General features: G+C 67.0%; 18 protein-coding genes and 1 tRNA gene. 16 read left to right on the top strand and 3 right to left on the bottom strand.

Going from position 1 to position 14,042, the window contains the following annotated elements:
- Positions 1 to 41: 41 nt before the first annotated feature.
- The 3 genes from E3O60_RS14395 to E3O60_RS14385 are packed head-to-tail and all read left to right on the top strand — an operon-like array spanning position 42 to position 3,349.
- Positions 42 to 1,103, top strand: coding sequence for a permease (locus E3O60_RS14395; protein ID WP_134498456.1), 1,062 nt, complete (start codon positions 42 to 44; stop codon positions 1,101 to 1,103).
- Positions 1,104 to 1,107: 4 nt separating this feature from the next.
- A complete protein-coding gene (locus E3O60_RS14390) occupies positions 1,108 to 1,905 on the top strand; it encodes a TIGR03943 family protein (RefSeq protein ID WP_241993280.1) in 798 nt (265 codons plus the stop codon).
- Positions 1,895 to 3,349 (top strand): hypothetical protein, encoded by a 1,455-nt coding sequence (locus tag E3O60_RS14385; protein WP_134498454.1) that lies wholly within the window; start codon positions 1,895 to 1,897, stop codon positions 3,347 to 3,349. Before E3O60_RS14390 ends, E3O60_RS14385 begins: the two co-directional genes overlap by 11 nt.
- Positions 3,350 to 3,356: 7 nt before the next feature.
- On the opposite strand, the gene E3O60_RS14380 is transcribed toward E3O60_RS14385, so the two are convergent.
- Complete coding sequence (locus E3O60_RS14380; protein WP_088456368.1) at positions 3,357 to 3,620, bottom strand: DUF4031 domain-containing protein; 264 nt, start codon at positions 3,618 to 3,620, stop codon at positions 3,357 to 3,359.
- A gap of 260 nt (positions 3,621 to 3,880) precedes the next feature.
- Here E3O60_RS14380 and rplU point away from each other — a divergent pair, with 260 nt between their 5' ends.
- The 10 genes from rplU (at position 3,881) to E3O60_RS14330 (ending at position 10,802) form a co-directional block, all read left to right on the top strand.
- Positions 3,881 to 4,189 (top strand): 50S ribosomal protein L21, encoded by a 309-nt coding sequence (gene rplU / locus E3O60_RS14375; RefSeq protein WP_066595881.1) that lies wholly within the window; start codon positions 3,881 to 3,883, stop codon positions 4,187 to 4,189.
- Positions 4,190 to 4,207: 18 nt separating this feature from the next.
- Positions 4,208 to 4,465, top strand: coding sequence for a 50S ribosomal protein L27 (gene rpmA, locus E3O60_RS14370; RefSeq protein ID WP_066595878.1), 258 nt, complete (start codon positions 4,208 to 4,210; stop codon positions 4,463 to 4,465).
- An 84-nt stretch (positions 4,466 to 4,549) separates the two neighbouring features.
- Entirely contained in the window at positions 4,550 to 6,133 is a 1,584-nt protein-coding gene (gene obgE, locus E3O60_RS14365) for a GTPase ObgE (protein ID WP_088456367.1), read from the top strand.
- Positions 6,134 to 6,153: 20 nt separating this feature from the next.
- Complete coding sequence (gene proB / locus E3O60_RS14360; protein WP_088458016.1) at positions 6,154 to 6,954, top strand: glutamate 5-kinase; 801 nt, start codon at positions 6,154 to 6,156, stop codon at positions 6,952 to 6,954.
- Positions 6,955 to 6,958: 4 nt separating this feature from the next.
- Positions 6,959 to 8,248 (top strand): glutamate-5-semialdehyde dehydrogenase, encoded by a 1,290-nt coding sequence (locus E3O60_RS14355; RefSeq protein WP_088456366.1) that lies wholly within the window; start codon positions 6,959 to 6,961, stop codon positions 8,246 to 8,248.
- Positions 8,249 to 8,354: 106 nt separating this feature from the next.
- A complete protein-coding gene (locus E3O60_RS14350) occupies positions 8,355 to 8,561 on the top strand; it encodes a hypothetical protein (RefSeq protein WP_088456365.1) in 207 nt (68 codons plus the stop codon).
- A gap of 2 nt (positions 8,562 to 8,563) precedes the next feature.
- Positions 8,564 to 9,166, top strand: coding sequence for a nicotinate-nucleotide adenylyltransferase (gene nadD, locus E3O60_RS14345; RefSeq protein WP_255416811.1), 603 nt, complete (start codon positions 8,564 to 8,566; stop codon positions 9,164 to 9,166).
- Positions 9,167 to 9,372: 206 nt separating this feature from the next.
- Positions 9,373 to 10,119, top strand: coding sequence for a hypothetical protein (locus tag E3O60_RS14340; protein WP_134498452.1), 747 nt, complete (start codon positions 9,373 to 9,375; stop codon positions 10,117 to 10,119).
- Positions 10,120 to 10,191: 72 nt separating this feature from the next.
- A complete protein-coding gene (gene rsfS / locus E3O60_RS14335; RefSeq protein ID WP_134498450.1) occupies positions 10,192 to 10,653 on the top strand; it encodes a ribosome silencing factor in 462 nt (153 codons plus the stop codon).
- A gap of 73 nt (positions 10,654 to 10,726) precedes the next feature.
- Positions 10,727 to 10,802: transfer RNA gene (locus E3O60_RS14330), tRNA-Ala, on the top strand.
- Between the two features lie 144 nt (positions 10,803 to 10,946).
- Here E3O60_RS14330 and E3O60_RS14325 read toward each other — a convergent pair.
- Together E3O60_RS14325 and E3O60_RS14320 are read right to left on the bottom strand one after the other, a co-directional pair.
- Entirely contained in the window at positions 10,947 to 11,741 is a 795-nt protein-coding gene (locus E3O60_RS14325) for a PspA/IM30 family protein (protein ID WP_134498448.1), read from the bottom strand.
- Positions 11,738 to 12,364, bottom strand: a complete 627-nt coding sequence (locus tag E3O60_RS14320; RefSeq protein WP_133159795.1) for a hypothetical protein — start codon at positions 12,362 to 12,364, stop codon at positions 11,738 to 11,740. Before E3O60_RS14320 ends, E3O60_RS14325 begins: the two co-directional genes overlap by 4 nt.
- Positions 12,365 to 12,621: 257 nt before the next feature.
- Here E3O60_RS14320 and E3O60_RS14315 point away from each other — a divergent pair, with 257 nt between their 5' ends.
- The 3 genes from E3O60_RS14315 to E3O60_RS14305 all read left to right on the top strand — a co-directional run bounded on the left by E3O60_RS14315 (position 12,622) and on the right by E3O60_RS14305 (position 14,021).
- The gene (locus tag E3O60_RS14315) at positions 12,622 to 12,972 is read left to right on the top strand and encodes a zinc ribbon domain-containing protein YjdM (protein WP_088456360.1); all 351 of its coding nucleotides are present in this window, start codon (positions 12,622 to 12,624) and stop codon (positions 12,970 to 12,972) included.
- 84 nt (positions 12,973 to 13,056) lie between these two features.
- The gene (locus tag E3O60_RS14310; RefSeq protein WP_088456359.1) at positions 13,057 to 13,572 is read left to right on the top strand and encodes a heme-binding protein; all 516 of its coding nucleotides are present in this window, start codon (positions 13,057 to 13,059) and stop codon (positions 13,570 to 13,572) included.
- A gap of 20 nt (positions 13,573 to 13,592) precedes the next feature.
- Positions 13,593 to 14,021 carry a YchJ family protein gene (locus E3O60_RS14305; RefSeq protein WP_134498446.1) on the top strand — a complete coding sequence of 143 codons (429 nt, stop codon included), beginning with the start codon at positions 13,593 to 13,595 and terminating at the stop codon, positions 14,019 to 14,021.
- Positions 14,022 to 14,042 lie beyond the last annotated feature (21 nt).

The raw sequence follows: 14,042 nt of genomic DNA, 5'->3' as shown, positions 1-14,042 counted from the left end.
ACCTGGCCTGTCTGGTTGCCGCACTCCGGTAAGATCGATGGATGCACAGGGATCGGGGGACGGTGCGGCGCGTGCCCACCGGACTCATTCTCGGTGTGGTCCTGGTCGCCGCCGCGTTCGCGCTCCGTGCCGTCAGCCCGGCGTTCGCCGGCTGGGGAGTGCCGGACCGCGTCCAGGACACCGTCACCCTCGCCCTGAGCGTGATCATCGAGTCAGCGCCTTTTGTGTTCCTCGGCATTCTGCTGTCCACGGTGGTGCAGGTGTGGCTCCCACACGGCTTCATCACCCGATTCCTGCCCCGCCAACCAGTGCTCCGCCGCGCCTGCATCTCGCTGCTGGGCATGTTCTTCCCGGTCTGCGAATGCGGCAACGTGCCCTTGGCCCGCGGGTTCATGGTGGGCGGCTTCACGGTGCCGGAATCGATCACTTTCCTGCTCGCCGCGCCCATCCTGAACCCGATCACGATCATCACCACCCACCAGGCGTTCGGCTGGGGAGACGGGATCCTGATCACCCGCATCGTGGCCGGCTTCGTGATAGCCAACGTTATCGGGTGGCTCTTCAGCCGGCACCCGGACCCGGACAGCCTCCTGACCCGCACCTTTTCAGCGTCCTGCGAACGGCCGGATGCGCCGGTGAGCAATGGCGGGCATGACGGCGGGTTGCACGAGGGGCACACTCACCCGCACGGTTCCCGGCCGGGCCGTATCGAGCGGTCAGTCGACCTGTTCACCCGCGAGACCGCGGTGATCATGCCCGCACTGTTCATCGGATCGCTGATCGCGGCGCTCGTCCAGGTTTTTGTGCCCCGCTCGGTGCTGCTGGCGCTCGGCAGCAACCCGGTCTGGTCGGTGCTGGCCATGATCGCCCTGGCCTTCATCGTCGCGGTGTGCTCCAACGTCGACGCCTTCTTCGTACTGTCGTTCGGCAGCACCTTCATGCCTGGCGGCATCGCCGCCTTCCTCACCTTCGGAGCCATGATCGACGTCAAGATGCTCGCCCTGATGCGCACCACCTTCACCACCCGCACCCTCGTGCAGATCACCGCGTTGGTGGCCCTGATGAGCTCGGCCGCCGGCCTGTTGGTGAACTATGTCGCATAGGGAAATGTCGCATAAGGAAATGTCGCGTAAGGGCACGTTGGCCGGCTACCTGGCCGAGCGCTGGCGCGGCATCGGCCTGAGCCTGGTGATCGTGGTGGCCACCATCTGGCTCGGCGCCACCGGGCAGCTCGGGTTGTACATCCACCCGCGCTACTTCATCTTCACCACCGTGATGGCCGTTGTCGGCCTCGTCTTCGTAGTGGCCAGCTTCGTGTTTCGCACCCCGGCGGCAGGGGAGTCGGAGCCGTCCGGCCGCAGGTCCGCCGGCCGGCGGACCTGGGCATTGAGTGGCAGCGCCCTGCTTCTGGCCATCGCGACGGTCACGGTGCTGGCCCTGCCCCCGGCCACCCTGACCAGCGCCACAGCCACCCAACGGGAGGTCAATTCCGGCGGGCTGGACAGCGAGGCCGCAGCGGAGGAGGCGGCCGCCCTGGTGGGCACCGGCGACTACGAACGCCTGAGCGTGAAGGAGTGGGTGTCGCTCCTGGCCCAGTCCGAGGATCCCGCCCTCTACGCCGACAAAACGGCCAGCATCACCGGGTTCGTCCTGCCGGACACCGCAGACCCCGACAACGTCTTCTACGCCGCCCGGTTCGTGGTCACCTGCTGCGCCGTCGACGCCCAGCCCATCGGCGTTGCCGTCTACCAGCCCGGCTGGCAGGCCAGCTACGACACCGACGACTGGGTGCAGGTGACCGGCACCTTCGTGAGCAACCCGAGCGCCCGATCCGCAGACACCCTCGCCGTGCTTCCCACCACCATCGAGCCCGTCGACCAGCCGAGCGACCCGTATGTCTACTGACCTCACGTCTGGGCAGTTTTCGACAGCCGACCCGGACACCGCAGCCGGTGGCCGGCGGTTCCGCCGCACCCTCGCCGCCCTCCTCACCGGCCTGATCGTGCTGTGTCTGGCCCTGGTGGCCGTCAACGTGCTCAACGGGCCCCGGCTGACCGGTTTCCAGGTCGACACGAGCGCCGTCGTCACCACGGCCAACCAACGGCTCGTCCTCGACACGAACCAGCAGCTCGCCGAGGTGAGCACGGACCAGATCACCGTCAGCCCGGCCGGCGTCGTCGACGTGCAGACCAGGAACGATTCCATCGTGATCGTTTTCCCCCAGCCGCTCGCCTACGACACCGAGTACACGGTGACCGTCAACGACGTCACCGGCCCGTTCGCCGACAGGTCGAGCGACCTCGCCGTCTCCTTCCGCACCGACGAAGCGCCGCTCTACCTGCTCAGCCGGTCCCCGGCGCAGCCGAACGAGCCGACCAAGGCGCCCGACCGGATCGTACGCACCACCGTCGGATCCGCCGAGACGAGCGTCGCATTCAGCGCCCCATACATCCAGTCGTTCGTTCCTGTCGGCGACGAACTCGTGGTGGTCACCCTCACCGAGGACCTCACCAACACGCTCAGTCTGGTGGACCGTGACGGCCGCGCCGCCGAACTCACCATGCCCGGCACCGGAACCGTGCACGACCTGCAGGCCTCCCCGTCCTCGAGCACGATCGGCTTCCGCTTCACCAGCGCAGCAGGAGCAGGAGGCCACGTCTACGACAACACCCTGTTCCTGCTCGACCTCACCCGCGGCACCGTCGACACCGTGACCGGGCTCGATGGTGAGCCCGTGCAGGCCATCGCCTGGGGGTTCATGGCCAACCGCGCCGAGGTCGTGGCTCAGCTCTTCGACACCACCCTGCTGCTGATCGACCCCCGAGCAGGCACCGAAACCGTACCCATCCCCATCGGCCAATTCCCTAACCTCAACGCGTTCGCCCCCGACGGGCTGCGCATTGCCGTGTCAGACCAGGACCGCCAGTACATCCTCGACCTGTCCACGGGTGCCGAGGCGGCGATCGTGCCGCAGGATGTCGCCGGCACCACGCCGTATACAGCCGAACTGCGCTTCCTCACCGGGGGAGAGGGGTACGTGCAGAGGGTGGCCGAATTCGACCAGGCGACCGGGCGCGTGGGACAGTCGCTGATCCTGGTCACGGGCGACCCCGCGACTCCGACGACGCGGGTGGTCTACGAACCGGTGCTACCCAACGAGACCATCGTGGGCTTCGCCATCTCACCCAACGACCAGTACCTGGCGATCCAGACCGTGCCGAACAGCCAGACCCAGGTGACGGATGGCTACCCCGTCGACCCGCAGGCCACCACGGCGACGACACTCTTCGTCGACCTGTCAACCGGGGCCATCACTCGCAGCATCGTGGGCATCGACGCGACCTGGTGAGCGTCTGTCAGCGGTCCCTGGCCTTGACCCGCAAGCCGCTCGCCCGCAGCCGGGTGACGAGACCGCGAAAGTCGACCGGCTCCGCTCCGGCCGCCACCAGGGAGTCGTAGCGGTCCTGGGGCACGTCGTAGTGGTCCAGATCGAATCCGCGCCGGGGGATGCCCTGCGCGGCCGCGAAGGCGTGCAGCTCCGCCAGCGAGGAGTCGCTCACCAGGTGAGACCAGAGCGTGCCATGGGCCGCCCAGGCCGGCTGGTCGATCAGTATGCCCATGCTGAAAGTGTATGGACAATCGCGGCCCTAAGCTTGTCCAGGGCGTCGCCATCGAACCGAGGGCGCGACACGCCCTCTCGAGGTGGTTTGACCGGGGCATTCCGATCAGCTAAAGTCGAGTGTTGGTGTGCGAAGGACTCTGTCCACGTAGCGCCCAAGGTTTTCTGAAGTGACATGGTCCGACTTGGTCCATGTGCACTCGGTAACTTTCCATCATAGGAATCGGAGCCCCCGGGGTTCCCCAGAGATAGGTACGTAAAGTGGTTTACGCAGTTGTGCGCGCCGGTGGGCGGCAGGAGAAGGTAGAGGTCGGGACCATCGTAACGATGGACCGAATCAAGGCTGACAAGGACGGCAACGTCGAGCTGGCCGCCGTGCTTCTCGTCGACGGCGACAAGATCACCTCTGACTCGACGTCGCTGGCCAACGTCAAGGTCACCGCCGAGGTCCTCAACGACCTTCGCGGCCCGAAGATCGTCATCCAGAAGTTCAAGAACAAGACCGGTTACAAGAAGCGTCAGGGGCACCGTCAGGAGCTCACTCGCGTTCAGGTCACCGGCATCGCCTAGGCCCGAGGAGAATAACTAATGGCACACAAAAAAGGTGCGAGTTCCACTCGCAACGGTCGTGACTCCAACGCTCAGCGCCTCGGCGTGAAGCGCTTCGGTGGTCAGGTTGTCGGCGCGGGCGAGATCATCGTCCGTCAGCGTGGCACCCACTTCCACCCCGGCGTGAACGTCGGCCGTGGCGGCGACGACACTCTCTTCGCCCTCGAAGCCGGCTCGGTCGAGTTCGGTGCCAAGGGTGGCCGCAAGGTCGTCAACATCGTGGTAGCTGCCGCTTAGGCATCCACACAGCTTTTCAGCATGAGGGCGGGCTTCGGCTCGTCCTCATGTTTGTTTGTATCGCCACCTGAAAGGGGCATTCCCATGGCCACGTTCGTTGACCAAGTCACGCTGCACCTGCGAGCGGGCAACGGAGGAAACGGTTGTGTCTCGGTCAAACGCGAGAAGTTCAAGCCTCTCGCCGGCCCCGATGGCGGAAACGGCGGAAACGGTGGCGACATCGTTCTCGTCGCCGACCCGCAGGTGACCACCCTGCTCGCGTTCCACCGTTCACCGCACCGCAGTTCCGCGAACGGCGGCCCCGGCATGGGCGACCACCGCAACGGGTACGGCAGCGACATCATTGAGCTGAGCGTGCCGCTGGGCACCGTCGTCAAGGATGCGGAGGGCAACGAGCTCGCCGACATGACCGAGCCCGGCTACCGCATCGTCGTCGCCGCGGGCGGACAGGGCGGACTCGGCAACGCCGCGCTCGCCTCCACCAAGCGCAAGGCCCCCGGCTTCGCGCTGCTGGGCACCTACGGCTTCGAGGGCGATGTCTACCTCGAGCTCAAGACCGTGGCCGACGTCGCACTCGTCGGCTACCCGTCGGCCGGTAAGTCCAGCCTGATCGCGGCCATCTCGGCGGCCCGGCCCAAGATCGCCGACTACCCCTTCACCACCCTGCAGCCCAACCTCGGCGTAGTGGATGCCGGTGAGGTGCGTTACACCGTCGCCGACGTGCCCGGTCTCATCGAGGGCGCCAGCGAGGGCAAGGGGCTCGGCCTCGAATTCTTGCGCCACGTTGAGCGCTGCACCGCATTGCTGCACGTGCTCGACTGCGCCACGCTCGACCCCGGTCGCGACCCGATCAGTGACCTGGACATCATTCTCGGCGAACTCGCCGCGTACCCGGTGCCCGAGGGCCAGACGCCCCTGCTCGAGCGTCCCCAGCTGATCGCGCTGAACAAGATCGATGTACCGGAAGGCCGCGAACTCGCCGCCTTCGTGAAGGCCGAACTCGAGGAGCGCGGCTACCGCGTCTTCGAGATCTCCACGGTCAGCCACGAGGGACTGCGCCAGCTGAACTTCGCCCTGGCCGAGACCGTCGAAGCCGGCCGGATCACGAGCGCCGAAGCCGCGGCCCTCAAGCCGCGTATCGTCATCCGCCCCAAGCCCGTCGACGACAGCGGTTTCATCGTGCGCGTCGAGGGTGGTTCGTTCGGCAACATCTTCCGTATCCTCGGCGCCAAGCCCGAACGCTGGGTGCAGCAGACCGACTTCAAGAACGACGAGGCCGTCGGCTTCCTCGCCGACAGACTGGCCAAGCTCGGCACCGAGGACGAACTGTTCAAGGCCGGCGCTGTCGCCGGTTCGACAGTGGTCATCGGCCCTGGCGACGGCATGATCTTCGACTGGGAGCCCACCCTCACCTCCACAGCCGAGCTGATCACTGCCCCGCGTGGTACCGACAGTCGGATGGACGACTCCAAGCGCCGCACCAGCAACGAGCGTCGTGAGGAATACCTCAAGCGCATGGACGCCAAGTCCGCCGCGCGTGCCGAACTCATCCGTGAGCGCGAGGCCGGTATGTGGTCCACCGGTGAAGAGGAGTTCAACGCCGGCGAAGGCGAAGTCACCGAGAACAACGCCGCCCGCCGGCGCGTCAAGGAGGGCGACTCCGAGTGACCGGAGGAGCGAGGCGGCCGCTGGAGCGCAGCGGCGTCGGCACTGCGGCACGGATCGTCGTGAAGGTGGGATCGTCCTCGATCAGCGGCGCCAATGTGGGGCAGATCGCACCCCTCGTTGACGCCCTGGCGTCAGCGCACGGCCGCGGCGCCGAGGTGGTACTGGTGTCCTCAGGCGCCATCGCCACCGGGATGCCGTACCTGCAGCTCGACGAGCGTCCCACCGACCTCGCCACCCAGCAGGCCGCAGCGTCCGTGGGGCAGAACTTGTTGATCTTCCGCTACCAGGACAGCCTCGACCGGTACGACATCGTCGCCGGCCAGGTGCTCCTCACCGCGGGTGACCTCGACAACGCGTCGCCGCGCAGCAACGCCCAGCGCGCCATGGAACGGCTACTGGGCCTCCGCATCCTGCCGATCGTGAACGAGAACGACACCGTCGCCACCCACGAGATCCGGTTCGGCGACAACGACAGGCTCGCGGCCCTCGTCGCCACCCTCGTCAAGGCGGACCTGCTCGTTCTGCTCAGCGACGTTGATGCGCTGTACACCCGGCCCCCACACCTGCCCGGAGCGGAACGAATCGAGCACGTGGCTCTGGGCGATACCCTCCCCGGCGTCGAATTCGGCTCCTCCCAGTCCGGCGTGGGCACCGGCGGCGCCGGCACCAAGGTCTCCGCAGCCCGGATCGCCGCAGAGGCCGGAACCGCGGTCCTGGTGACGTCGACGGCGCTGGTCGCCGAGGCCCTCCGCGGCGACTCGATCGGCACCTGGTTCGAGCCGGCCGACCCGACAACAGTGAGGCGTTCTGCCCTAAACTGACGGCATGTCGCAGACCCTACCCGCCACGGCCGTGCCCGGTTCCAGCCCTGACGGGTTCACGGCGATGCTCGTCGCAGCCCGGACGGCTTCGCTCGCACTGGCGTCCGCGCCGACCCGGCTGAAGAACACGGCGCTCCAGGGAATCGCCGTGGCATTGCGCGAGAACGTGGCGCAGATCGTCGCCGCCAATGCCCTCGACCTGGCCGCCGGTGCCGAGAACGGCCTGACTGCCGGACTTCTCGACCGGCTGCGCCTGGACGAGGCGCGCATCCGCTCGTTGGCCGACGCCGTCGACGAGATCGAAGCGCTGACCGACCCTGTCGGCCAAGTCGTGCGCGGCAGCAGCCTGGCCAACGGCGTCAAGATCAGCCAAATACGCGTGCCCTTCGGTGTCGTGGGTGTCATCTACGAGGCCCGCCCGAACGTGACCGTGGACATCGCCGCTCTCGCCCTCAAGAGCGGCAACGCCGCCGTGCTGCGTGGCGGGTCCGCCGCCGAGAACTCCAATCGGGTACTCGTCGGCCTGATCCACGAGGCGCTGGTCGCCGCCGGCCTGCCGGGGGAGTGCGTGCAGACCATCGACCCGTTCGGACGGGCCGGGGCGACGGCGCTGATGCAGGCCCGCGGGCTGGTCGACGTGCTCATTCCGCGCGGCAGTGCCGGGCTGATCCAGGCCGTCGTGACCGAGTCGACGGTGCCCGTGATCGAGACCGGGGCCGGTGTCGTGCACATCTTCCTGGATGCCTCCGCCAACGAGCAGTGGGCCGCGGACATCGTGCACAACGCCAAGGTTCAACGACCCAGCGTCTGCAACGCCGTCGAGACCGTGCTCGTGCACGAGCAGGCGGCCGCGCGGGTGCTGCCAGGGGTGCTCGCCAAGCTCGCCGGCGCCGGGGTCACCATCCACGGCGACGCCGCGGTGCGAGCACTCTACCCGGCGGCGGTCCCCGCGACCGACGAGGACTGGGCGACCGAATACATGAGCCTGGACCTGTCCGTCAAGGTGGTGGCCGACCTTGACGCCGCGATCGCGCACATTCGTCGGTATTCGACCGGGCACACCGAATCGATCATCACCAACGACATCGTCAACGCGGAGCGCTTCCTCAACGAGGTCGACTCGGCCGCGGTCATGGTCAACGCGTCCACCCGGTTCACCGACGGCGGTGAGTTCGGGTTCGGCGCGGAGGTCGGGATCTCGACCCAGAAGCTGCACGCCCGCGGACCGATGGGTCTGCCGGAGCTCACCAGCACCAAGTGGATCGTGCGCGGTACCGGCCAGATCCGCGACTAGCGCCGGTGCCGCTCACCGGCACGGGCGGAGCGTCCCGCTAGACTGGTCGCGGTACCGCTGCCGCCCGCCGATGCAGCGCGAAAAAGTATTCCTGAACGGAGATTCCATGTTGTTCGTGACCGCTGTCCTTGCCGAGGTCGAGCACACCCAGCTGCCCGTCGCGACCTGGGTCTACGGCCTCGTGGCCCTCATCGTGTTCGCCGCCCTCGGGTTCGTCGTCTGGAGCTTCCGCGACGTCGCGAACCGCCACAGCGCCAAGGCCAACGCCTATGCCGCGGCTCATGGTGGCGCAGCCAGCCACAACGGCCACTGACAATCGGCGCCGTGACCCCGAACCGCCCGCGCATCGGCGTGATGGGCGGCACCTTCGACCCCATCCACCACGGGCACCTCGTCGCAGCGAGCGAGGTTGCGCAGAGCTTCGACCTCGACGAAGTCATTTTTGTGCCCACCGGGCAGCCCTGGCAGAAGACCGACGTGACGCGGGCCGAACACCGGTACCTGATGACCGTCATCGCCACGGCGTCCAACCCGCGTTTCACGGTCAGCCGCGTCGACGTGGACCGGACCGGCCCGACCTTCACGATCGACACCCTCCGCGACCTGCACGCCGAACGCCCGGATGCCGAGCTGTTCTTCATCACCGGCGCAGACGCGATAACCCAGATCCTGGGTTGGAAAGACGTCGCCGAACTATGGAAACTGGCCCACTTCGTGGCTGTGAGTCGCCCGGGACACGACCTGAGTATTTCAGGATTGCCTAACCAGGACGTAAGCTTGCTGGAGGTTCCGGCTCTGGCGATCTCGTCTACTGACTGCCGGGCACGCGTGAACCGGGGTTTCCCGGTCTGGTACTTGGTCCCCGACGGGGTTGTCCAGTACATCTCAAAGCACCATCTGTATCGGAGTGTGGCATGACGTTGGGTAATAGCCCGCAGCCACTGACGCGACGACAGTTGCGCGAGTTGGCTCGGGAGCACGAGCCGGCTGTCACAGAGACGCCTTCTGCAGAGGAGACTGCCACAGGCGACATCGTTGCGCCCGTCGAGGCTAAGCCCGTCGAGTCCGAGCCTGTCGAGTCCAAGCCTGTCGAGTCCGAGCCGCACCACTCGCGGCACACGTCTGTGGCCCCCGCCCCGCTGCCGGTCCCCGAGGCTCCGGCCGTCGCCGACGCCGGTCGCACCCTCACCCGCCGTGAGCTTCGTGCCCTGCAGGCCGCCTCATCCGCGAGTGCCGCCGACGAGGTCTCCGGCCAGGCACAGGCCGCACCTTCTCAGGCCCCACCGGCTCCGGTGTCCGCACCCCGCTCCGCCCCCGCTGACGACCAGCCCCGAACCGAAGCGCCGGCCGCGGTCAACTCTCTGCACCCGCCGATCGGCCACTGGTCGATGGACCGCGAGGACGACAGCCACATCGAGACCATCGGGCGCCGCGACGACGCGACCTTCGACGACCTCGTGGGCCGCGGCGTCGGCGCCGGCGGCATGCCCACGACCACCAACGCCCTGATCCTGCCGTCCATCCCGCGTCAGGGCCCCGGCGGCCCCATCACCAGCACCGGGGAGATCATGATCACGGGATCGATCGACCTCCCGCGAAGCCTGGGCGCTACCGGTCAGCACCCGAACCTGTTCGACTCGTCCGAAATGGACCGCATGCTCGACCAGCTCGACGAGGGCGGTCACCACAACGATGTGGCACCCGTGAGCGCCAGCCGCGCCGTGAGCACCCACACCTCCACCCGGGGCGTGATGACGCCGCCTCGCAAACGCGGCGCCTCCCTGCCAACGGTTCTCGCGATCACAGCCGCGGTGCTCGCCATCGGTGTGCTGTCGCTGTTCGTCGTCGGCTACGCCCTCAATATCTACTAACCCCGAATATCCACCAACCCCATATCTCCTCATGCCATCTTTTTCGCTTTTACTAACTCAGGGATTCAATCGATGACCGCTTCTGCCCACGCTCTCGAGCTCCTCAAGGTGGCTGCCGCCGCCGCCGACTCGAAAGCGGGGGAGGACCTCGTTGCCATTGACGTTTCCACCCCGTTGCCGTTGGCCGACATCTTCCTCATCGTCACGGGACGCTCCGAACGCAACGTCGTCGCGATCGCCGGCGAAATCGAGGACAAGCTGATCGAGGCCGGCTACAAGCCGCTTCGCCGCGAGGGACGCGCCGAAGGGCGCTGGATTCTCGTTGACTTCGGCGACCTCGTCGTCCACGTGTTCCACGAGGAAGAGCGCGTCTACTACTCCCTCGAGCGCCTCTGGAAGGACTGCCCGGTCATCCCCATCGACGAGGCCGCCTCGTCCGACGAGTCCGTCGACACCTCCGCAGACGGCGCCGCAAACACGACCGTCGACGCCGCGGATGTCGAATCCACCGTGGAAATTGACGCCGCGGACTAGCGTTTGGTTCGCGAGCACTCAAAACATGTAGTAACCTAATGAAGTTGTTTCGGAGGAATTCGAAACAAAGTCTGGGTCCGTGGCGCAGCTGGTAGCGCACCTGCATGGCATGCAGGGGGTCAGGGGTTCGAATCCCCTCGGATCCACCAAGCACAAGGAAAACCCCCGATGACAGTAGTCATCGGGGGTTTTTTCGTCGTGCTGTGAACCCGGGTGAAAAGAATTTCCGGAAATATTTCTGGGGAATTCTTGCCGGCTCTTCTCACCCGGCGTTGGCAAGTTGGCGGCACGCTTCAGGGGGCTTCAGGACCTGGCCCGGTCGGACCATTCCCGATACTGAGCCACGCGTCCGGCCCCGCTCCCCGAGACCCGGCCGGCCGGCCCTGGCGTGCCGTCCTGGCATCCTTCATGGCTCGCAATTGCCGCTCAACCTCTGCCGAGGTCGCCCCGGACGACAGCTGGCGCTCCAGGTCGGCATCCGGTGGGGCAGTGAGATCGGTGAGGGCGCCGTTGGCGAGCAGTTCGTCGGTCGCGGCGGCGCGGGCCTGCATCTGAATGATCCGGTCCTTGGCCCTGTCGAGGCTGATACCGACCTCGCTCATCTGCGAGCCGAGGCCGGCCGCGGCCTCGTTCGCCTTCACCTGCGCCTGCGAGGCGGCGTAGCTGGCCTTGATGCTCTCCTTCTCGGTGCGGAACGCGGCTACCCTTTCGGCCAGGCGCCGTTCGTTGTCCTGCAGCTGCCCCTGCTGCTTCTGCAGGAGGGTGTACTGGTCACGGAGTGCGGCCACCTGGCCCTCCAGCAGGGAGCGGCGTTCCAGAGCGGTCCTGGCCAGGTCTTCCCGGCCCTGGTTCAGGGCGGAATCGGCCTGGTCGGCCAGCCGTTGGTGCCTGGCGCCCATCTCCTGGCCCTGCAGCTCGATCCGTTTCTTCGCGGTGGCAACCTCGGCCAGTCCCAACCTCACGTCCTGCAGCATCCGCACCAGCTGCTCGTAGCTGTCGTCAAGAGCTTCACGCGGGTCCTCCAGTCGGTCCAGGGTGCGGGAGGCCTTGCTCCGGAAGATGACTCGCAGTCGGTTGGTGAAGGTCATGGGGTGCTCCTTTTGTCTAGCCGGTGCGCCGAGGTTTGCTGCATCGAGGTCCGCTCCGGCGTGGGCAACCCGTCCAGCAGGGTGAGGGCGTGCAACTCCGCGACACCGGCGTCGACGGCGGCGATCTCACGGTCCACGTCGGCGCCCAGGGTCGTGAGGGTGTCATCGGTGCGCACACCGAGGCCGGCGGCAACGACGGAACGGACCCGCCCCACCAACCCGGTGATCTGGTCGACGCGCCGACTGGCCACCGGGAGAGTCTCTCGGAGCACGACAGGGTCCCGTTCGGTGGCCAGCAACAGCAATTGCGACTCCACTCTGGTGCCCTCGTTCTGCAACCGTCCGACGAGCCTCTGCAACTCACCATGCGGGCCTCCGCTCTGCACGGCGAGGTCAACCGCGGCCTGTCCACTGGCGAGCGAGTCCCTCAGACGCAACCGAAGGCGGAGGATTTCGTGGTTCGGGCCGACACTCACCCGCGTGCGCACACGCAGCACGGCACCGTTGAGAGCCCGACTTCGCCGTAGCCGCCTGTACAGCACGCGTGCAATGACGATGACCGTGACGGTGGACACGACCATGATCGCCGCGAGGGCGATCAGGATCTCAGCGAGGACGCTCACGTCAACCACCCGCCTCGTCCGCTCGCCAGTGGCGGATTCTTAAGGACGTGCAGGGTCATATCTCCACCTTCATCCCAGGGCTGGTGCGGTGCCGTCCCGAACGACGTCACGCTCTACCGGGCAAAATACGCTCATTAGCGTGGAGTTGTCGGGGAATGCCCTGTTCTTGTCTGAACGCTCTCGTCAACCCGCGGCGACGCCAACGGCTCACCGCGGGCGGGACCATCGACTCTGGGCCCCCGCTCTACGATGGGGAGGTGAATGAGACCCTGCCGCCGTGCCCGGAATGCTCCAGCGAACTGACCTACGAGATGGGGGCGCTGCTGGTCTGCCCACTGTGCGGGCACGAGTGGGCGGCAGGGGCCGCCTCCGCCGGTGAGCCGGTGCAGGATGCCGCGATCACCGACGCTCACGGCAGCGTGCTGGCCGACGGCGATTCGGTGACCATCATCAAGGACCTCAAACTCAAGGGCAGCTCTACCGTCATCAAGGTGGGCACTAAGGTGCGCGGAATCCGCCTGCGCCAGGGTGTGGGCGATCACGACATCGAATGTCGAATCGAGGGAGTGAGCATGCAGCTCAAGTCCGGGGTCGTCAAGAAGGCCTAGCCCTCGGCTCGGCAGTCAAGGGGGTCACGATTACAGCCCCAGATTCCACCCCCAAGTGGGGGCCTTCGGATTACACTCCCCGATATGACCGAGCAGCAGCAGTACACCGTGGTGCGGGCCTTCCCTGGCTTCGATGTGCGCCGTTATCCGGACTGTGTTCTCGTGCAGGTGCAGGTCGACGGGGGCTTCACGCGGGCGGCGAGCCGGGGCTTCCGGCCGCTGCAGAACTATCTCGCCGGCAACAACCTGTCGGCAACGACGATCCCCATGGCGCCGCCGGTGCTGCACGAGCGGGCGGGGGAGTCCGCGCACCTGATCAGCTTCGTGCTCCCGGGTGAGTCGGACCCGGACCGTGCGCCCCTGCCACTGGACGAGAGGTTGCGGATAATCGTCCTGCCCGCCCACGAGGCCGCGGTCCTGCGGTTCGGCGGGGGCTGGAGCACAAAGAGATTCACCGATCACGGGCGTTCCCTGCTCGGGTCGCTGGAGGCCGCTGATCTCCTGCCGGACGGGCCGGTCTACTACGCACGGTTCGACCCGCCGTTCCGGCCCGGACTCCGGGGGCGCAATGAGGCGTTGGTGCGAGTGACCTCGGCCTGACGGGCGTCGATAATGGCTGGATGCCCCCTTCAGCATCTGCAGCCCGTTCAGACCAGCCATCGATCCCCGCCGCTCCCGTACGCTGTCCGTGCGGCAGCGGCAACAGTTACGACGACTGCTGCGGGCGCCTGCACCGCAGCGACGCCCGAGCCGCCACGGCCGAGCAGCTCATGCGATCGCGCTACTCGGCCTTCGCGGTCGGCGACGCAGGCTATCTCCTGCGCACCTGGCATCCGAGAACTCGGCCAAACACCATCGAGTTGGACACGACTGTGCGGTGGATGCGGCTCGACATCGACCGGACCGAGCGGGGAACCCTGTTCGACACCGAGGGCGTCGTGGAATTCACCGCACACTCGCGTCAGGACGGCGGGCGGGCTCAGCAGCACGAAGTCAGCCGATTCGTCAAGGTGTCCGGCGCCTGGCTGTACCTCGACGCGGCCGACTGAGCAACGGAATCGACGGGGCGT

Origin of the sequence: Cryobacterium sp. TMB1-7, from assembly GCF_004402435.1 — a bacterium.
GTDB classification, from domain to species: Bacteria; Actinomycetota; Actinomycetes; order Actinomycetales; family Microbacteriaceae; genus Cryobacterium; species Cryobacterium zongtaii.
This window is presented reverse-complemented; position numbering and strand designations above follow the sequence as displayed.

What these genes read in the sequence shown, in the direction of transcription:
- E3O60_RS14395 (WP_134498456.1), top strand. Translation starts at nt 42, where the DNA reads ATGCACAGGGATCGGGGGACGGTGCGGCGCGTGCCCACCGGACTCATT.
- E3O60_RS14390 (WP_241993280.1), top strand. Translation starts at nt 1,108, where the DNA reads ATGTCGCATAAGGAAATGTCGCGTAAGGGCACGTTGGCCGGCTACCTG.
- E3O60_RS14385 (WP_134498454.1), top strand. Translation starts at nt 1,895, where the DNA reads ATGTCTACTGACCTCACGTCTGGGCAGTTTTCGACAGCCGACCCGGAC.
- E3O60_RS14380 (WP_088456368.1), bottom strand. Translation starts at nt 3,620, where the DNA reads ATGGGCATACTGATCGACCAGCCGGCCTGGGCGGCCCATGGCACGCTC.
- rpmA (WP_066595878.1), top strand. Translation starts at nt 4,208, where the DNA reads ATGGCACACAAAAAAGGTGCGAGTTCCACTCGCAACGGTCGTGACTCC.
- obgE (WP_088456367.1), top strand. Translation starts at nt 4,550, where the DNA reads ATGGCCACGTTCGTTGACCAAGTCACGCTGCACCTGCGAGCGGGCAAC.
- E3O60_RS14355 (WP_088456366.1), top strand. Translation starts at nt 6,959, where the DNA reads ATGTCGCAGACCCTACCCGCCACGGCCGTGCCCGGTTCCAGCCCTGAC.
- E3O60_RS14350 (WP_088456365.1), top strand. Translation starts at nt 8,355, where the DNA reads ATGTTGTTCGTGACCGCTGTCCTTGCCGAGGTCGAGCACACCCAGCTG.
- rsfS (WP_134498450.1), top strand. Translation starts at nt 10,192, where the DNA reads ATGACCGCTTCTGCCCACGCTCTCGAGCTCCTCAAGGTGGCTGCCGCC.
- E3O60_RS14325 (WP_134498448.1), bottom strand. Translation starts at nt 11,741, where the DNA reads ATGACCTTCACCAACCGACTGCGAGTCATCTTCCGGAGCAAGGCCTCC.
- E3O60_RS14310 (WP_088456359.1), top strand. Translation starts at nt 13,057, where the DNA reads ATGACCGAGCAGCAGCAGTACACCGTGGTGCGGGCCTTCCCTGGCTTC.
- E3O60_RS14305 (WP_134498446.1), top strand. Translation starts at nt 13,593, where the DNA reads ATGCCCCCTTCAGCATCTGCAGCCCGTTCAGACCAGCCATCGATCCCC.